The 18,343-nt window shown below is 66.5% G+C and carries 16 protein-coding genes; 13 read left to right on the top strand and 3 right to left on the bottom strand.

What is annotated here, in order from left to right; genetic code table 11:
• Positions 1-62: 62 nt before the first annotated feature.
• Positions 63-1,466 (top strand): hypothetical protein, encoded by a 1,404-nt coding sequence (locus J8F10_RS37625; protein WP_210663526.1) that lies wholly within the window; start codon positions 63-65, stop codon positions 1,464-1,466.
• Positions 1,467-1,535: 69 nt separating this feature from the next.
• On the opposite strand, the gene J8F10_RS37620 is transcribed toward J8F10_RS37625, so the two are convergent.
• Entirely contained in the window at positions 1,536-2,828 is a 1,293-nt protein-coding gene (locus J8F10_RS37620; RefSeq protein WP_210663524.1) for a beta-ketoacyl-[acyl-carrier-protein] synthase family protein, read from the bottom strand.
• A 356-nt stretch (positions 2,829-3,184) separates the two neighbouring features.
• On the opposite strand from J8F10_RS37620, the gene J8F10_RS39640 reads away from it, so the two are divergent.
• The gene (locus J8F10_RS39640; RefSeq protein ID WP_246522717.1) at positions 3,185-4,354 is read left to right on the top strand and encodes a transposase; all 1,170 of its coding nucleotides are present in this window, start codon (positions 3,185-3,187) and stop codon (positions 4,352-4,354) included.
• An 87-nt stretch (positions 4,355-4,441) separates the two neighbouring features.
• On the opposite strand, the gene J8F10_RS37605 is transcribed toward J8F10_RS39640, so the two are convergent.
• Both J8F10_RS37605 and J8F10_RS37600 read right to left on the bottom strand, forming a co-directional pair.
• On the bottom strand, positions 4,442-5,761 hold the full coding sequence (locus tag J8F10_RS37605; protein WP_210663522.1) for a beta-ketoacyl-[acyl-carrier-protein] synthase family protein: 1,320 nt from the start codon (positions 5,759-5,761) through the stop codon (positions 4,442-4,444).
• Positions 5,758-6,582, bottom strand: coding sequence for an acyl-ACP desaturase (locus J8F10_RS37600; RefSeq protein ID WP_210663520.1), 825 nt, complete (start codon positions 6,580-6,582; stop codon positions 5,758-5,760). The genes J8F10_RS37605 and J8F10_RS37600 overlap by 4 nt, the downstream gene beginning before the upstream one ends.
• 1,074 nt (positions 6,583-7,656) lie before the next feature.
• Between J8F10_RS37600 and J8F10_RS37595 the strand changes: the two genes are divergently transcribed.
• The 11 genes from J8F10_RS37595 (at position 7,657) to J8F10_RS37545 (ending at position 18,336) form a co-directional block, all read left to right on the top strand.
• Positions 7,657-8,664, top strand: a complete 1,008-nt coding sequence (locus J8F10_RS37595; protein WP_210663518.1) for an HAD family hydrolase — start codon at positions 7,657-7,659, stop codon at positions 8,662-8,664.
• Positions 8,665-8,757: 93 nt separating this feature from the next.
• Positions 8,758-10,467, top strand: coding sequence for an arylsulfatase (locus J8F10_RS37590; RefSeq protein WP_246524792.1), 1,710 nt, complete (start codon positions 8,758-8,760; stop codon positions 10,465-10,467).
• A 275-nt stretch (positions 10,468-10,742) separates the two neighbouring features.
• A complete protein-coding gene (locus tag J8F10_RS37585; RefSeq protein ID WP_261363282.1) occupies positions 10,743-10,988 on the top strand; it encodes a DUF3302 domain-containing protein in 246 nt (81 codons plus the stop codon).
• On the top strand, positions 10,985-12,115 hold the full coding sequence (locus J8F10_RS37580; protein ID WP_210663514.1) for an HlyD family secretion protein: 1,131 nt from the start codon (positions 10,985-10,987) through the stop codon (positions 12,113-12,115). Before J8F10_RS37585 ends, J8F10_RS37580 begins: the two co-directional genes overlap by 4 nt.
• Positions 12,116-13,081, top strand: coding sequence for an AAA family ATPase (locus J8F10_RS37575; protein WP_210663512.1), 966 nt, complete (start codon positions 12,116-12,118; stop codon positions 13,079-13,081).
• Entirely contained in the window at positions 13,078-14,025 is a 948-nt protein-coding gene (locus tag J8F10_RS37570; protein ID WP_210663510.1) for a DUF58 domain-containing protein, read from the top strand. The genes J8F10_RS37575 and J8F10_RS37570 overlap by 4 nt, the downstream gene beginning before the upstream one ends.
• Positions 14,018-14,491 carry a DUF4381 domain-containing protein gene (locus J8F10_RS37565; RefSeq protein ID WP_210663508.1) on the top strand — a complete coding sequence of 158 codons (474 nt, stop codon included), beginning with the start codon at positions 14,018-14,020 and terminating at the stop codon, positions 14,489-14,491. Before J8F10_RS37570 ends, J8F10_RS37565 begins: the two co-directional genes overlap by 8 nt.
• Complete coding sequence (locus J8F10_RS37560) at positions 14,485-15,501, top strand: vWA domain-containing protein (protein WP_210663506.1); 1,017 nt, start codon at positions 14,485-14,487, stop codon at positions 15,499-15,501. The genes J8F10_RS37565 and J8F10_RS37560 overlap by 7 nt, the downstream gene beginning before the upstream one ends.
• Positions 15,501-16,427, top strand: a complete 927-nt coding sequence (locus J8F10_RS37555) for a VWA domain-containing protein (RefSeq protein ID WP_210663504.1) — start codon at positions 15,501-15,503, stop codon at positions 16,425-16,427. The genes J8F10_RS37560 and J8F10_RS37555 overlap by 1 nt, the downstream gene beginning before the upstream one ends.
• Positions 16,424-17,053 carry a tetratricopeptide repeat protein gene (locus J8F10_RS37550; RefSeq protein ID WP_210663502.1) on the top strand — a complete coding sequence of 210 codons (630 nt, stop codon included), beginning with the start codon at positions 16,424-16,426 and terminating at the stop codon, positions 17,051-17,053. The genes J8F10_RS37555 and J8F10_RS37550 overlap by 4 nt, the downstream gene beginning before the upstream one ends.
• Positions 17,050-18,336 carry a BatD family protein gene (locus J8F10_RS37545; RefSeq protein ID WP_210663501.1) on the top strand — a complete coding sequence of 429 codons (1,287 nt, stop codon included), beginning with the start codon at positions 17,050-17,052 and terminating at the stop codon, positions 18,334-18,336. The genes J8F10_RS37550 and J8F10_RS37545 overlap by 4 nt, the downstream gene beginning before the upstream one ends.
• Positions 18,337-18,343 lie beyond the last annotated feature (7 nt).

Here is an 18,343-nt window from a genome sequence, read left to right as displayed (position 1 = left end):
CGTTCTCACATCTTTCATCTCCCCGACTCGTTATTCTGGCCCGTAGTTTCGAGGGTCGTACCATGTCGTCGGCTGATATTCCCGTTCCCGATGTTCCCGATTCGACCCCACCCGCGAGCGGGCCACCTCCGCTTCTCCAGTGGGTGTCCACGAGCAACCCGCTTTACGTTATTAGTGCGGGGTTGTTCCTGTTCGGGCTGCGCATGTCGTTCGGCGCCCACGCACGCGACACGGATTCCTGGGCACTGATGGGCGGGCTGGCGGGGTACACGCTTCTGCTCGTGCTGGCCGCGCTGGTGCTGGTGCGGTTCGCCCGCGTGTGGAACGACGTCCGCACCGTGCTGCTGCTCGTGGTGCTGATGTTTCTCGCGACGTCGGTGACGTTCGACGAACTGCTCATGCTGAACCCCGAGCGCGGGCGCGGGTACTTCATCGGCGGGTTGGTGTTCGCGGTCGCGCTGACGGAGCTGGTTTTGCGGGGCATCGGGCTGCGGTTCCCGCTCCGCTTTCGCTTGCCGTATCACTTCGCGCTGGCGCTGTTCTTCCTGTACCCGCTCGCGCTCGCGCCGGTGGTGAGTGATCCGCACAGTGAGGCGCTGATGTGGGGGTTGTGGGGGTTCGCGCCGGTCGCGGGGTTGGTGTTCCTCACGCTTATTCCTGCTATTCGCCGAAGTCGAGAATACGTGCGCGGCAACGGTAGCCCGTGGCCGTGGCCGTTCTACCCGTGGTCGGTGTTTGTGTTCCTCGCGGTCGCCGTGTGCGGGCGGGCGTTTCTACTGTGCTGGTCGTTTCACCTGCTGCCCAACGCCAGTGACCAACTGATTTTCGGGCCTTACTTCCTGGTGCCGTTCGGGTTCGTGATCGCGATTTTGCTTTTGGAACTCGGCTTGGTTGAGAATAGCCGAGGCACGCGCTGGGTCGCCCTCGCCGCGCCACTGGGGTTGGTCGTACTTTCGGGGATCGGTCACCGGAACGACGCGATCTATACGGAGTTCCTCGGGCACTTCGCGGCCCGACTCGGCGGGGCGCCGCTGTTCGTTACGCTCCTCGCGGCGAGTGCGTTTTACCTCTACGCATGGGTTCGCGGGGTCGCGCTGGCTCCAGACGGGTTGAGTGTGGCACTCGCGGCACTGGCGTTCGTGAAGTCCGGTGCGCTCACGTTCGAGGATCTGACCGCGCCGCAGCCGGCGCTTCTGGTGACCGCGGTCGGTCTCGCGGTTGGGATTTCGTTGTGGCGGCGCGACTGGTGGCGCCGGGCGATCGGCGCCGCCGTCGCAATCGGGTGGGTGGGTACGATCGCGTGGCGCGGGTACCGCGCACTACGCGAAGATGTCCCCGGACTCGATTTCCTCGTATTGGGGGTGGTGCTGCTGCCGGTCGCGGTGTTCGTCAGTTTGGCGCGGGCGGGGGTGTTGTCGCGCTGGATCGAGCGCTGGACCGGTCGGGCGCCGAACCCGACCGGGTGAGTGCGTTGTGGGGCACAGCGCTCGCCTGCGCGCTTCGCGGGCGAGCGCTGTGAAGTGGCCGCTTGTTTGTCACCCGCGGTAGCGGCTCACCGTGAGGGACACGTTCTGGCCGCCGAACCCGAAACTGTTCGAGAGGACGTGATCGACGCGCGCCTCGCGCGCGGCGTTCGGGATGTAGTCCAAATCGCAGACCGGATCTTTGGTCTCGTAGTTGATGGTCGGAGGGAGCACGCCCGCGCGGATCGCCATTACCGAGATCGCCAGTTCGACCACGCCCGCGGCGGCGATCAGGTGGCCGAGCATGCTCTTGCTGCTCGAAACGGGCACCTTGTGGGCGTAATTACCGAACACCGACTTGATCGCGGCCGTTTCCATCGCGTCGTTCGCGGCGGTGCTGGTCCCGTGGGCGTTGATGTACCCGATGTCGATCGCGCGGAGCCCGGCATCGGCGAGCGCGTTCGCCATGCACCGGATCGCGCCCCTACCGGCCGGGTGCGGGTCGGTCATGCGGTACGCATCGGCCGTGGACCCGTAGCCGGTCAGTTCGGCGTAGATCGTGGCCCCGCGCGCCTTGGCGTGAGTCAGTTCCTCCAGCACCACGACCCCCGCGCCCTCGCCGATCACGAACCCGTCGCGCGTGAGATCGAACGGCCGGCTCGCGGTCTGGGGGCTGTCGCTCCGCTGCGAGAGGGCACTGAGGCGGGTGAACCCGGCGACGCCGAGCGGGTGCAACATGCTCTGCGACCCGCCCGCGATCATCGCGTCCGCGTCGCCGGCGCGGATCAGTTCCGCCGCCTCGCCGATCGCCTGCGACCCGGCCGCGCACGCCGTGAGGCAGGACACGTTCGGGCCGTCCAGTGCGAACTGGTTCGCGAGGTGGCCCACGGTGGTGTGCGTTTCGACCTCGGACTCGCCCCGCGCGTCGAGGGCCGGGCGCAGGGCGGCAATAAATCGAGCGGGGTCGGCGCGGTCGCCGTCGCCCGTGACCGCGGCGGCGATGCTGTTGATGAGGGCCGGGAAGTTCTCCGGCCCTTCGCCGACGCCGAGGTACACGCCGATCCGCCCCCGATCGCCGTGCCCCTCGTCCAGCAGTTCGGCGTCCGCGAGCGCTTGCTGGGCCGCGCCGAGCGCGAACCGGGTGTTCAGCCCGCTGTGGGCGTACCGGGTCGCGTCCTTCAGGTACTTCGCGAGGTCGTAGTGTTTCACTTCCGAGGCGAACGTGGTGGGGAGCGCGGAGGCGTCGAAGCGCGTGATCGGCCCGACGGCCGTGCGCCCCTCGATTTGTGCGGCGAACAGCTCGCCCACGCTGTGCCCCAGCGGGGTGACGACGCCCATTCCGGTGATGACGACCCGCCTACGCATTGCGCTTACTCTGTTGGCGAACGGCCGGTGCCAGCCGGCCGGTGGGGTCCGGCAGTCGAAGAGATTGCCTCTGAACCCGTCCGACGTCGCGAACCGATTGCTCGCTTCAGTTTCGGATTTTTGTAACGAGCCGCGACCGCAAGGGAGCGGAAACAGTGACCCCCAGCGTATGGCCCACCACACTGTGTTGACAGCACGACTGTTTAGTGCCGTTGCCCAAACGCCTCGGCTCAACAGGGTGCTACCAGGGGCCGGTTGCGCCTCCCGCTCCCTTGCCAGTAGTTTCAAGTGATTTGGCAGTGCCGCATGGGAGTTCCTAAGTTCAAGGTTCTCAGGCACTTGAACGGGAGCCTCCCATGCGACGTGGTTACTCTACGATCACCCCGGCGGTGGTCCACGCACTGACGCGCCGAACGTTGGAACGGGCCCTGGGTTGGACCGACTACAAGCGGTCGGTCACGCGCACCCAGTTGCTCGACCTGGTGCTGTTGATCGCGGGCACCACCCGCACGTTGTTCGCGGTAGTGACCCGGTACTTCGGGTTCTCCCACGAGACCGCGCGACAGGCGATGCACGCCAACCGGGGTTCCCGGGACCAACTCACGGCCCGGTTGGTGGATGCCCTTCACCAGGTGGCGGGGTTCACGCGCCGGGACCGGAGGCGCCGGTGGACGTGTGCCATCGATGTGCATTACGTCCCCTTTTATGGGGATCGCAGCACCCCGGGGATCATCGGCGGACCCAAGAAGGCCGGGACCTCGTTCTTTCACGCGTACGCCACCGGGGTACTGATTCACAAGCACCGGCGGTACACCGTGGGGCTGATGAGCGTGACGAAAGGAACCAAGCCGCACCAGCAGGTGCAGACCCTTCTGGACCAGGTGGCGGCCCGCGGGCTCACGGTCCGCGGGGTGGTTCTGGACGCCGGGTTCGACAGCGGGGAGACCCTGTTGCTGTTGCAGGAACGGAACCTGAGCTACACGGTCCCGATGCGCAAGAAGGGCACCGGTACCAACCGCCGCAACGCCAGCTACACCCAACCCCACGGCACCATCACCACCATGGAGTGGGTCACCGAGAAGAGCCGCAAGGCGGTATCGACTCGGGTGCTCGTGTGGCAACGGAAGGGCGAATCGCACGCCCGGGTGTACGCGTTCCGCGGGTGGGGCGATGCGACCGCCGTGTCGGAGGCGAACCGGGCTCGGTTGGGGCGCCGGCGGTACCGAGAGCGGTTCGGGATCGAGACCAGCTATCGGCAGAAGAACCAGGCCCGCGGGTGGACCACCAGCACCAACCCCGAGTACCGGTTGCTGCTCGAGGGCGTGGCCCTGCTGTTGCGCCAGGTGTGGGTGTACCTGACGCTCCGGATCGCTCGGGCACGCGGGCTCGCGCCGACCGCCTGGGTCGCCCAGTTCCCGTTGGCCGAGATGCTCGACTGGCTCACGCAACGGATCCGCTCACGATACCCACGCACACGATGTATTACCCTGCCACACAATACACTTACAACCAACGCAACGCCTTGAAACTACTGTTGCGGTCGCGGCTCGTTCAACACGCTACGATTTAACTCGACTCACCGGCCGGCTGACACCGGCCGTTCGCCCGGATCGCTACGTTTCCCACCGTTTGATTACGACGGCCCCGCACTGTCCGAGGTCCGTGGCGGTCACTTTGATCGCGTAGGGCTTGGTCACCGGGCGCGGGGGGCCGGTGTGGACGGTGATCGGGCAGTCTTCGTCGGGGATGGCGTGGTTGAGCGTTCCCGGGAGCTGCCCGTGTTGCAGTGCGAGGACGCTGCACGCCAGTTCCAGCGCCCCGGACGCGGCGCCCGTGTTCCCGAACCGGCTCAGCGGCGCGAACACCGGTACGTCGCGCCCGAACACTGCGGCGATCCCGCGCGCCTCGAAACGATCGAGCTCGGGCACGCCGACGCCGTGCGCGTTGATGTGGTCGATGTCGCCGGGCCGGATTCCCGCGTTGGCGAGCGCGTTGCGGATGATGCGGGCGAGCCCCGCGCCGGTCATCCCGCGATCGACCCCGGACGCGAAGCCGACGACTTCACCCAAAATCGGCGCGCCCCGTTTTTGTGCGTGGGCGAGTTCCTCTAACGCAAATACGGCCGCGCCTTCGCCCAGGCAGGTGCCCGAGGCGTCGCGGTCGAACGGGCGGACGGCGCGCTCGGGGTGCTCGTGTTCGCGCGTGAGCGGCGCGAACGTGTCCATCCGGGCGAGCGTGACCGGCGTGAGCTTCGATTCGCACCCGCCGGCCAGCATGACGTCCGCGGTCCCGCGCTGGATCACGCGGAGCGCTTCGCCCACGGCCGCGGCCCCCGCGAGGTCGTCGGGCGTGAGCGAATTGCTCGGCCCCTGCGCGTCGTGCATGATGGTCGCGTGGCACGCCGGCATGTTCGGCAGGTACTTCAGCATCCACATCGGGGGCATTTGCGGCACCCCGGCACGCGCCCACGCTTCCATGTCGATCGGCCGCCCCGGGCCGCTCGAGCACGCGGTGCTGAGCCGGGCTAGGTCGTCAATTTCGGTCTCGTTCATCACGGACGCGAACACGACGCCGAACCGCTCGGGCGGCACCGTGCCCTTTACCAGCCCGGCGCTCTGCACCGCCAACTGTGCGGCCACGACGCCGAGCTGAACCGGCCGCGACATCGCGTTGAGCGACTTGCGGTAGCCCTTGTCGATGAGTGTTTTCGCGGCGAAGTCGGGGATCTCGCCCGCGACCCGGCACGAGAGCACGGAAGGATCGAACCCGCGAAGGGTGCGAATTCCGGACGTGCCCGCCCGGAGCGCCTCCCAGAAGGTGGCGGGGTCGGAGCCGATCGGACTGAGAACCCCGAAGCCGGTGACGACGGTCCGACGGGAGTGTATTGGCATATCGGTCGCGCGGGCGCGGTCCTGCGTGTGAGGGGCCGTCATCGGGGCGTCGTCGGGGGCAGGCTCTTCTTCTGGAGCGCCCGGTTCCGGAGCTCCGCTTTATCGATCCCGAGCGTCGTCAGGATGGGCACCAACACGTCCGAGTAGAACAGGGCCTCGTTGAAGATGTTCATGTTCTTCACGGCGGCGGTCCGGCGCGCGCTGTCGGCGAGCAGGTGCGTGACCGGCATCGCGAACCCGTTGAGCACGCGCTTGAGTTGCTCGAGCGTGCCGGCCCGGTCGTCGGCGAGGTGCAGTTTCATCACCTTGACGTAGAAGTCGTAGTGCGCGCGCTCGTCGATGCTGATGAGCGAGAGGATCTTGTTCAGTGCCGGGTCGGTGTTGCCCAAGAGCAGTCGGAGGTTGCGATAGTGCAGCCAGGTGGCGAGTTCCTGACACATCGTGTAGCAGGTCATCCCGCGCACGTCGTCTTGCGGCAGCTCCCACTCCCCGACCACGGCCCAGTTCGCGACCGCTTCGAGCTGGTTCTCGGTCCGCGCGCCGGAGCGGAGGAGCCACTCCTGGAGCACGAGGGAGTGCTTCGACTCTTCGTACCCCCAGTTCGCCAGGAACCACGCCCGCCCGCGGACGGTGCGGGCCATCGGGAGCGCCTTGCCGACGAAGTCGGGCAGGAACAGCTCGACCGCGCAGAACGACTCGACGACGTCGGCGATCTCCGGCGGCGTGTTCGGGTTGCACTGGTCCCACGGGATGTCGCTCTCGAGCACCCACCGGCGCCGGCGCTCGGCGAGTTCAAAGAACTCGCGATAAATCTTCCAGATCCCCGCGTTGAGTACGGGACCATCGGGAACGGTCGCGGCCATAGTGCTGGGGTCTCGTGTGCGGGCAATCCCTGAATCCACGGCGCGGCCGGGGTGCCGGCGGCCCGCTCGGGCGCGGAGCGGGACTGGAGAGACGTGTCGTGGGTGAAGTCACTTTATCGCTGCGTTCCCGCGCGGACAACGGGCATTCGGGTCGTGGCGCTCGTAGTGAATGCGCGGTATGCACCTACGGTTTTAAAATTTGTTGTTCTTGTTCCCGTGCGCGGGTGCGTAGAGGTGTTGTTCTAGTACGAGTGCGGATTTCGATACGGGCAAATCGCCCAATCTTCGCCCAGGCCACTTATCCGAATATCGCCCGCGGCGCGGCGAAGGGCGTTGCGTCGAGCGGCCCGCCGTTGGCGCGGGTCAACAGGTACGGTGTTTCGCCCCCGTGGGCCGGTGTTCCCGAAGGTGTACCCGTATCTGTGTGAAGCGCTTGAGGCCGCAGTTGGGGGCAAGTTCGCGCCATCGCGAAGAACTGCGGGGACCTACCGAATGGGTCCGACGGCAGCACGTCTCGAACACGGACATCAACACGCCCGGACGCCCTCCGCGACACCTTCCCCGGCGAAGCGTTGGAAGAGCGGGATGGGGCCGGTTGAGCCGCCCCCCGTTGACCGACGGCACCCAAGAGGACCGTGCGGAGGAACTCGGCCGCGACCGGAGTGATGCGCGTGTGGAGGGCTTAAAGCGTGAGGGCCGCGACCGGCGCTCGGACTCGCGCGGTGAAGGCATTCAGTAGTCAGAACGGTTCGGAGCGAGCGAGGCCGGGAATCGGGGCCGACATGGGAGTCCGACCGTAACCGTCCCCAAGTTGGAACGCATGGGATCAACTCCTCGCCCTACATCCGTTCATGAGAGTAGGCAGTCTCTGAAACCATACTAATGCCTTAAGATTCGGGCCGAGATCGATTTTGATTTTCTCGCCGGCTTTTCGCTTGTCACTCTCGATCGATCGGCGCATCATCTACCTCGCACTTCCCGAACGGATCGCCCACGAAGCCCAAGGATTTAGGGCCGCTCGCGGACGGTAACCGGCCGACCGTTAGCACCGTTGTCCGGTTGTCAGGACGCGCCATGCGGTCCGCGATCCTCCTGCCCCTCCTGCTCGTGGCGGGGGGAACTTTATTTCCCGCTCCGTCCAAGGGCGCCCGGACTGCGCCCGCAGACCCGCTCCCATCGTGGAACGACACGGCCCCGAAAAAGGCGCTCACTGCGTTCGTCGCGAAAGTCACGAACGACGGCTCCCCGGACTTCGTCCCGCCCGCCGAGCGCGTCGCGGTGTTCGACAACGACGGCACGCTCTGGTGCGAGCAACCGATCTACGTTCAGTTCGCGTTCGCAATCGATCGCGTGAAAGCGCTGGCCGACAAGCACCCGGAGTGGAAGGATCAGCAGCCGTTCAAGGCGGTCCTGGAGGGCGACCACAAGGCGCTCGCCGCGTCCGGCGAGAAGGGATTGGCGGCGATCCTGATCGCCACACACACGGGAATGACGATCGAGGAATTCGAGGCCACCGTAACGGACTGGCTCGCGACCGCGCGGCACCCGAAGTACGACCGGCCGTACACCGAGTGCGTCTACCAGCCGATGCTCGAAGTGCTCGCGTACCTGCGGGCCAACGGGTTCAAGACGTTCATCGTGTCCGGGGGAACGGCCGATTTCATGCGCCCGTGGGCGGAGAAGGTCTACGGCGTGCCGCCCGAACAGGTCGTCGGAACCACGTTCAAGACGAAGTACGCCGCGAAGGACGGCAAATCGGCCGTCGTCATCGAGCCGCACATCGATCTGATCGACGACCATGCGGGGAAGCCAGTCGGGATCGCCCGCGCGATCGGGCGCCGACCGCTCATGGCGTTCGGCAACTCGGACGGCGACCTCGAGATGCTCGAATACACCACGACGGGCAAGGGGGCGCGGTTCGGGCTGCTCGTTCACCACACCGACGCCGAGCGCGAGTTCGCTTACGACCGCAAGTCGCCCGTCGGGAAACTTGATCGTGGGTTGGATGATGCGCCGAAGCGCGGGTGGGCGGTCGCGAGCATCAAGGACGACTGGAAGGCGGTCTTCCCGCCGAAGAAATAGTCGCCTGTCAGAGCACGAAAAGCGTCAGTGAAAGAGCGACGGCCGCGACTCACGCGGGCGTCCGAGTTCCCGTACTCAACAGAGAGGGGCACCATGTTCCGCATGTCGAACCTCGCCGTCCTGATCGCGCTGGCGGTCGGGGTGGTGAGTGGATGGGCCGGGGCCAGTGGGAAGTTCGATTCCCTGCTGCGCGCCGAGCCGAAGGCTACGAGCGCGACGACCGAATCCGGGGCGTGTGCCGAGGACGGTTGCTGCGCAAGTCCCGACAAAGCTGCGGCACTGACCGCGATCAACGCGCACAACGCAAAAGTGAGCGCGAACGCGCAGAAGGACGGCAAGAAGCCCAACATTCTCGTCATCTTCGGCGACGACATCGGCCAATCGAACGTCAGCGCCTACAGCCGCGGGCTGATGGGCTTTACGACGCCGAACATCGATCGCATCGGGGCGGAAGGCGGGGTGTTCGTCAACTACTACGGCCAACAGTCCTGCACGGCCGGGCGCGCGGCGTTCATCCTCGGACAGTGCCCGTTCCGCACGGGGCTGACGAAGGTCGGCATGCCCGGTGCAAAGGTGGGGCTCCAGAAGGAAGACCCGACTATCGCAGAATTCCTCAAGCCCCTCGGGTACACGACGGGTCAGTTCGGAAAGAACCACCTCGGCGACCGCGACGAATTCCTACCGACGGCACACGGATTCGACGAGTTCTTCGGCAACTTGTACCACCTCAACGCCGAACAGGAACCGGAGAACGAGGACTACCCGAAAGATCCGGAGTTCAAGAAGAAATTCGGCCCGCGCGGGGTGCTGAAATGCACGTCCGACGGCAAGATCACCGACACCGGACCGCTCACGAAGAAGCGGATGGAGACGGTGGACGAGGAGTTCCTGGCCGCGGCGAAGGATTTCATCGACCGCAGCCACAAGGCCGACAAGCCGTTCTTCTGCTGGTTCAACAGTACCCGGATGCACATCTTCACGCACCTCAAGCCCGCGTCGAAGGGCAAAACCGGGCTCGGGACTCAAGCGGACGGCATGACCGAACACGACGGGATGGTCGGCGAGCTACTGAAGCAGCTCGATGACCTCAAGATCGCGGACAACACGATCGTGGTCTACACCACCGACAACGGCGCGATGAAGAGCATGTGGCCGGACGGCGGCGCGTCGCCGTTCCGGTCCGAGAAGGACACGAACTGGGACGGCGCGTTCCGCGTCCCGGCGCTGGTCCGCTGGCCCGGGCACATCAAGCCCGGCACGAACTTCACCGAGCTGTTCTCCGCGGAAGACTGGCTGGTGACGCTCGTCGCCGCGGCCGGCGGCGACCCGAACCTGCGCGAGAGCGCCACGAAGGGGGTGACTGCAGGAGACAAGACGTTCAAGGTCCACCTGGACGGCTACAACCAGCTCGATTACCTCACCGGCAAAACCAGCAAGGGCCCCCGGCACGAGTTCTTCTACTTCAGTGACGACGGCGCCCTCGTGGCCTACCGCGACGACCGGTTCAAGTACACGTACCAGACGCAGAACGCGAAGGGCGTGGAGGTCTGGGTCCAGCCCTTCACGGTGTTGCGGACGCCGCAGGTCATCGATCTGAAGAGCGACCCCTACGAATACTCCATCGACGCCTCGGCCTATTACCACGGCTGGCTGATCGACCACGCCTACCTGTTGCTCCCCTCGGTCGAGAAGGTCGGCGCGTACCTCAAGACGTACAAGGACTTCCCGCCGCGCCAGCGCCCGGCCAGTTTCTCGATCGACCAGGTCATCGAGAAGCTCGAATCCGGTCTCAAGGGCAAATAACATCGGTACGGGTCGGGAGCGTGTCCCGGCCCGTACTGCCTCACTCTGAACCGGAGTCATCCATGCGCTCGCGATTCCTGATCTCGGCCGTACTCGTTGCGGCCGGCCCTTCGATGGTCGTGGGAGTCGAGTTTTGAAGAAGTAAAGTGAGGCCGGATCTCGTGTGAGATCCGAGGGCATTCCGTTCGACCCGCGGTCGTTCGCGTTGGCGAGCCGACCGAGCGCCCGCGGGTACGCTCCGAGAGAACAATCTCATGCTCGACAGCGTCGACTGACTGTTCGACATCATTGCCGCGATCTTCCTGGTGGTGATCTTGACCATCGCGGTCGTCGGACTCGTCTGGCTCGGGTCGCTCCCCGGCTCGATCGCGCACAAGCGGGCGCATCCGCAGGCCGAGGCGGTCACTGTGCTCGGGTGGGTGGGGCTACTGTTCGTGATCCTGTGGCCGGTCGCGTTCGCGTGGGCGTTCGTCCGCGTGCCCGGGCAGTCGGTTCCGGACAACGGAGGGACGAAGTCGTGATCGTTATCATCACCCTGACCTACTTCGCCCTGGTCTGGCTCGTCTACTTCCGGCTCAAAGTGCTCCCGTTCAATCTGGCGAACAAGATCGGGGTCGCGCTGGCCGGTGTGACCATCGTGTTCGGATTGCTGCTCGCGACTAATTACAGCCACCCGCACTCGTCCGACGTCCGGGTGTTCCGGTACGTCGTCCCGATTTCGACGTACCTGCCGAAACCGGCCCAGGTGGTCGAGGTCGCGGTCCGCCCGAACACGCCGGTGAAGAAGGGGGACGTGCTGTTTCGGGTGGACGCGCGGCCCTACGAGTACGAGGTCCGGCGCCTGGAAGCGGCTCTCGTCGCGGCGAACACCGATTTGCCGAAACTGGAGGCCGATCTAAAGGTTGCGCAGGCCGGTGTCGCCACCGCCGAGGCGACATTGGAGAACGCCAGGAAGGATTTCGACCGACAGGAGCAGTTGCGGGCCGCCGGGTCAACGTCTGAGTCCAACTACCTCGACGCCAAGACTCGGTTCGACAACACCACGTCCGCTCGTCGAGAGGCGCTCGCCCGCCGCGACCGCGCGCAGCTCGCGCTGGAGTCGAAGATCGGCGGGGAGTTCACCGCGGTCGCCGAGGTACGCCAGCAACTGGCGACTGCCAGGCTGAACCTGGAGCAGACCACAGTCACGGCCCCGGACGACGGGTTCGTGACCGATCTGGCGATCCGTCCCGGGTTGATGGTCGCACCCGCAACCCCGGCGATGGTGTTCGTCAGCACCGCCCAGCGCGGCATCGTGGTGGCCACGTACTCCCAGCACCCGCTCCAGAACATTGCCCCCGGCAGCCGGGCCGAGGTGATTTTCGCCATGTACCCGGGTCGGGTCTTCAAGGCGGAAGTCGAAACCGTGATCTCGATCACCGGGCAGGGGCAGATCACCCCGACCGGCGACCTGCCGGAAGTCGTCCAGGCCCAACCGCGGGGGCGCTTCGCCGTGCGCCTCAAACTTTCCGACGAGGACATGGCCCTCCTCCCCGGCGGCGCCGGCGGGTCCGCGGTGGTCTACACGCACACGCTCCGGCCGCTCGGCGCCGTCCAGAAAATGAGCATCCGGATGGAAGGCTACCTGAACTACGTCACGGGGTTCTGAATGTCCGCACGCGACTCGATCCTGGAACTGAAAAAGCGCATTAGCACGTCGATCATCGGTCAGCAGGCCGCGATCGACCGGCTGCTCGTCGCGCTCCTGGCCGACGGGCACGTGTTGATGGAGGGGTTGCCCGGGCTGGCGAAGACGCGCACCATCAAAACGCTGGCCAAGAACCTCGAAAGCGAGTTCCGCCGCATTCAATTCACCCCGGACCTGCTCCCGGCCGACGTGACCGGTTCGGAGGTGTACTACGACGAGGGCGGGAAGGGGACGTTCAAGTTCCAGCCGGGACCGATTTTCGGCAACCTCGTGCTGGCCGACGAAATTAACCGCGCGCCCGCAAAGGCCCAGGCCGCACTCCTCGAAGCGATGGAGGAGCGGCAGGTGACCGTCGCCGGTACGACGCACGCGCTGCCGCCGCTGTTCCTCGTCATGGCGACGCAGAACCCCATTGAGCAGGAAGGGACGTACCCGCTGCCCGAAGCGCAAACGGACCGCTTCCTGATGAAAGTCATCCTCGGGTACGGCACGGACGACGAGGAGCGCCAGATCCTTCGGCTCGTTCGCGGCGAAGAGGGCGCCCCCAAACCGGCCGAGGTCGCGAAGTTGCCGCAACAAGTAGTGGTCGATGCGCGGGCGGAAGTTCACACGGCGTTCGTGTCCGAAGCGCTAGAAAAGTACATCGTCAGTGTGATCGCAGCGACGCGGCGCCCGGGCGACTTCTCGGCCGATCTCAAGAAGTGGATTCAGGTCGGGGCCAGCCCGCGCGGGACGCTCGCCCTCGACCGCTGCTCGCGGGCCTACGCCTGGCTCCAGGGGCGCGACCACGTGACCCCGGACGACGTGCGGGCCGTCGCGCCGGAGTGCCTGCGGCACCGGCTCATCCTGAGTTACGAGGCCGCTGCGGACGGCACCGCGCCCGATCAAGTGGTGGCCGAAATCATCAAGAAGGTGGCCGTACCGTGAGTGCCCCCGATGCCAGTGCCGGGGTGTACGTCACCCTGGAACAACTCGCGGCCCTCCGGCACAAGGCGCGGGGGTTCAGCTTCCTGCCGCGCCAGCCGGTGACGAGCCTGCTCGCGGGCGGGCACACTTCCAAACTGCGCGGGCGCGGGCTGGATTTCGAGGAGATCCGCAAGTACCAGCCCGGGGACGACCCGCGCACGATCGACTGGAAGGTGACCGCGCGCATGCGATCACCGCACAGTCGCGTGTTCACCGAGGAGCGCGAGCGCCCGGTGCTGCTCGTGGTCGACCAGCGGATCGGGATGTTCTTCGGCAGCGTGAGGGCGATGAAGTCGGTTGTTGCGGCCGAATGCGCCGCACTCGCCGCGTGGCGCACGGTTGCGGTGAAGGACCGCGTCGGCGCGATCGTGTTCAACGATTCCGAAATCACGGAGATCCGCCCGCAGCGCACGCGGTCCACCGTGATGCACCTGTTGGGCACGGTGGCGCAGCGGAATCGCGAGCTTCGGGCGGACTCACCCACCAAGCCCGGTCCCGAGATGCTGAACGAGGCCCTGCGGCGCGCGGTGCGCGTGGCGACACACGACTTCCTCGTGGTGCTGATCTCCGACGCGGCCGGATCGGACCCGGATACGCAACAACTCGTCACGACGATCGCACGGCACAACGACGTCCTGATCGCGTTCGTGTTCGACCCGCTCGAAACGGACCTGCCGGCCGCGGGGAACCTGGTCGTTTCGGACGGCGCGCGGCAAATGGAAGTCGATACCGGCAGCGCCTCCGTGCAGAACGGGTTCCGCCGGGAGTTCGATGAGCGGTTCGCCACAGCGAAGAACTTCCTGTTGTCGCGCGAGGTTCCCGTATTGCCGGTTCGCACGGACGCGGACGTGACCGACCAGGTTCTGCGTGCGCTCGGTGCCCGACCGGGGGGGCGTCGTGGCTGATACTGATCCGGGCAGCCTTGATCGACTACACGACATCGCCGTTCCGCCTCCGGTGTCGTGGTGGCCCCTCGCACCGGGGTGGTACGTGGTCGCGGGGGTCGCACTGGTGTTATTCGGTGTCGGCGTGTGGGCCGCGGTGGATCGCTGGCGCCGCAATCGATACCGCCGCGACGCGCTACGAGAACTCGACCTGATCGCGCACCAAGCGCCCGTAGCTGTAATCGAGATCGCAGAGCTGTTGAAGCGGACGGCGCTCGCGGCGTTCCCGCGCGAGCGCGTCGCGTCACTCACGGGCGCGGCGTGGCTCGGGTTCCTCGACGCGACCGGTGGAACGGACGCTTTCACCAGCGGCGACGGGCGGCTCTTGGGGGACGCGATCTACCAGCGCGCGCGGCCGGGCGCAGCGCCCGATGTTCCGAAACTCGCGGCCGTCGTTCGACACTGGATCACGCACCACCGATGCTGACACTCGCCTATCCCTGGCTGCTTGCCGTGTTACCGCTGCCCGTTCTGGTGCGGTGGGTGGTACCGGCGTACCGCGAGCACCGCGAAGCGCTCCGGGTACCGTTCGTTCCGCGCCTCGCGCGCCTCACCGGTCAGGAGCCGACGACCGGCGCGGTCGTGCTGCGCGGCGGGTGGGGGCGCGGGTTCGCGCTCGTCGGTGTCTGGCTGTGTGTCGTGTTCGCACTCGTGCGCCCACAGTGGCTCGAACCGCCGATCAACCGGACCATACCGGTCCGCGACATGATGCTCGCGGTGGACCTGTCCGGCTCGATGGGGACGCGCGACTTCACCGATGAGGCCGGAAAGACCACGGACCGGCTCACCGCAGTGAAACAGGTGCTCGCCGACTTTTTGACGCGGCGCAAGGGCGATCGCGTGGGGCTGATCGTGTTCGGGAACGCGCCGTTCGTTCAGGCGCCGTTCACGCAAGACCTCGATGTGTGCCACGAGCTGCTCGCCGAAACGCGCGTCGGCATGGCCGGGCCGAAAACGGCACTCGGTGACGCGATCGGGCTGGCGATCACGGTCTTCGACCGGAGTGATGTGCCCGAAAAGGTGCTGATCGTACTGACCGACGGCAACGACACCGGTAGCCAGGTGCCGCCCGAAAAGGCCGCCGCGGTCGCGAAGGATAAGGGGATCGTCGTTTACACGGTCGCGGTCGGTGATCCCAATGCGGCGGGCGAGGACAAGCTCGACGAAGAGGCACTCAAGCGGGTCGCGGGCACCACCGGCGGAACGTACTCGCACGCCGGTAACCGGGCCGAACTGGACGCGATCTACAAGCGACTCGACGAACTGCCCACGCGCGAGGCCCAAACGATCTCGCACCGCCCGCGGCGCGACCTGTTTCACTGGCCGCTCGCGGCGGGATTCGCGCTGAGCTTCGTGCCCGCGGTTGCTGGAATGCTGGCGAACCGTTTGCGTGCGCCATCGAGCGCGCGTTCACCTGCCCGAGTCGCGAGGGTGTGATGGCGGAGTTTCACTTCCTCCGCCCGTGGTGGTTGCTCGCGGTCATCCCGGCCGGGGCGCTGACGTGGCGATTGTGGGCGACCGAGGACGCGGGGCGCGCGTGGCGGCAGCTCGTTGCGCCGCACCTGCTCCCGCACCTACTCATCGGGCGCGCGGAGCGCGGTTGGTTCCGGCCGGTGACCGTACTGCTCGTCGGGTGGGTGCTCGCGGTGCTCGCGCTGGCCGGGCCGACATGGGCGCGCGAGCCGGCGCCGTTCGCGGAGGACACCGCGGTACTCGCGATCGTCGTGAAGGTCACGCCGTCGATGAAATCCGAGGACGTGCAACCGAACCGCCTCGCCCGCGCGACAGAGAAGGTGTGCGACCTGCTCCAACAGCGCCCGGGGACGCGGACCGCGCTCTTCGCTTACGCGGGCAGTGCGCACCGGGTCATGCCGCTCACGACCGATGCGGGAATCGTTACCGCGTTCGCTGCGGAACTGTCGCCGGACGTGATGCCCGTTGAAGGGGCCAACGCCGGTGCTGCGCTGACCGCGGCCGACGAGACGGTGAAGAAGTCCGGCCGAGCCGGGTGGGTGCTGTGGATCGCGGACGGCGCGTCCCCGGACGAACAGAAGGCACTGGAGAAGTACCGCGCGGAGGGGCGCGCGCCGGTGAGCGTGCTGGCGGTGGCCGGTGAGGGGCCGGAACTGGAATCGCTCAAACAAGCGGCTTCCGTACTCGACGCGCCAGTGGTGCGCGTGTCGCCGGACGACGCGGACGTGCAGCGCCTCAGCCGCAACACGCGGTTCTCGACCGTTTCGGAGCAGGCCGGGGGTGAGCGTTGGAAGGACTTCGGCTACTGGCTCGTTTTCCCGCTCGCGCTCGTGGCACTGCTGTTGTTTCGGCGCGGGTGGATGGTGCGGTCCGCCGGGGGTGAAGCATGAGCACGCGCCGACCGCTCACGTTATTTGCGGGAGCCTTGGTAATCGCGGGGGCGGCTCTCGCGCTGGCTTCCGCGCGCAACCCGGACCTCTGGTCCTCACCGGATCAGCGTGCCGATCGCCTGTTTCGAGCGGGTCAGTTTGAAGTCGCTGCACAAGATTACGTCGACCCGTACCGGCGTGGTGTCGCGCTCTACCGCGCTGGCAATTTCAAGGACGCCGCGACCGCGTTCGCCACAGTGGGCACGCCGGAAGCCGCGTTCGATCGCGGAAACAGTCTCGTGATGCTCGGCAAGTACGACGCCGCGATTGCGAGCTACGATCGCGCGCTGAATCTTCGTGCGGACTGGTCCGAGTGCATAGAAAACCGCGCGGTTGCTGTGGTGCGGCGCGACCGGTTGAAACTCACCGGCGGGGACGAGACCGGGGGGCAGGTGAAGGCCGACAAAATCGTCTTCGAGAAGGGGGAGAACGCGAACCGCGGGCAGAAAACCGAGGTCGCGGGCGACGAACCCCTGAACGATGAGCAGTTGCGCGGGCTGTGGTTGCGGCGCGTGCAGACGAAACCGGCCGACTTCCTGCGCGCGAAGTTCGCGTTCCAGGCGCAATCGGGGGAGAAGGCGCCGTGAGGTTCATCGTTCCGCTCCTGTTGTTCGCCGCGCCTGTAACGGCCGCCGATCCGCCTCCGCGCGCGAAGGTGGAACTGGCCCCAAAGGACGGCGCGTGGGTCGGTCAGCGGGTCACGCTGGCGATCACGCTTTACACCCCCGATCTGTTCGCGGGCGTGCCGTCGTTCGATATGCCGCCGATTCCAGGGGCGGTCGTGCTGCCTCCGAGCGGCTCCATCGTCGGTTCGGAAACGATCGGTGACACGAGTTTCACCACCCAGCGCCACGAGTTCACCGTTTACGCGCAACGACCGGGAACCGTCCAGATCCCGGCATTCGCGATCCGGTTCGAGTCGAACGCCGGGTTCGGCAAGCCTGTTGTTCAGCGACAGGTCACCACGGAGCGCGCGTCATTCACCGCGAAGACTCCTCCGGGCGCGGAGGGGCTCGGGACCGTGATCGCTGCACGCGATCTCAAGGTGACAGATGATTGGAAACCGAACCCGAAGGCGCTGAAAGTCGGTGACGCACTCACGCGGACACTCACCGTGACTGCGGACGGCGTGCCCGGGATGGTGTTCCCTCCGTTCCGGCTCGACGAGATCGACGAACTGGCCGCGTACCCCAAAGAGCCGGTCGTTAACGATCGCACCGAGCGCGGCGCACTAACGGGCCAGCGCACCGAAACGGTTACCTACGTGTGCAAAGAAGCCGGTACCGTGACCGTCCCGGACCGAACGCTGACGTGGTTCGACCTCGGGGCCAACGAACTGAAAACCGTGAAGTTACCCGGCAAGACGTTTACGGTAGCGGCCGTTCCAGTGTCCGCGCCCGAGCCAACCACAATTTCCACTGCCTCAAATGCACGCGGCCGGTGGTGGCGTTGGGGGGCGGCACTCGTCGGGGCGATCGCGCTGGGCGGGTTTCTGGCCGTGCGTCTGTGGTCGTGGGGTACCCGGCGCTACGCCGCGTGGAGCGCGTCCGAGTCCGCTTACTTCACCCGATTTCAACGCGCGTGCCGCTCTCACGACGCGCACACCGTGTTCGTGGCTTTGGAACAATGGCTCGATCGGTTCGGTTTCACGTCTCTCGCCGAATTCGAGCACCGAGCCGCCGATCCCGAGCTGTCTCGCGCGATTGCGGACCTGACAAGTCGCGTCTACGTTCGCCCGGGGGCGGGCGCTCCCGGATCGTGGGACGCGCATCAGCTATTCGCCCGCATCAAACTTGCCCGTCGTACACTGCGCCCCTCAACGACCCGGCCCGGGGCGCGGGCACTGCCGCCATTGAACCCGGTCGGGTGACCCTGCG

This window comes from Gemmata palustris, assembly GCF_017939745.1.
Classification (GTDB): Bacteria; Planctomycetota; Planctomycetia; order Gemmatales; family Gemmataceae; genus Gemmata; species Gemmata palustris.
Note: the sequence above shows the minus strand (reverse complement) of the source record. Positions and strands in the feature narration are given on the sequence as shown.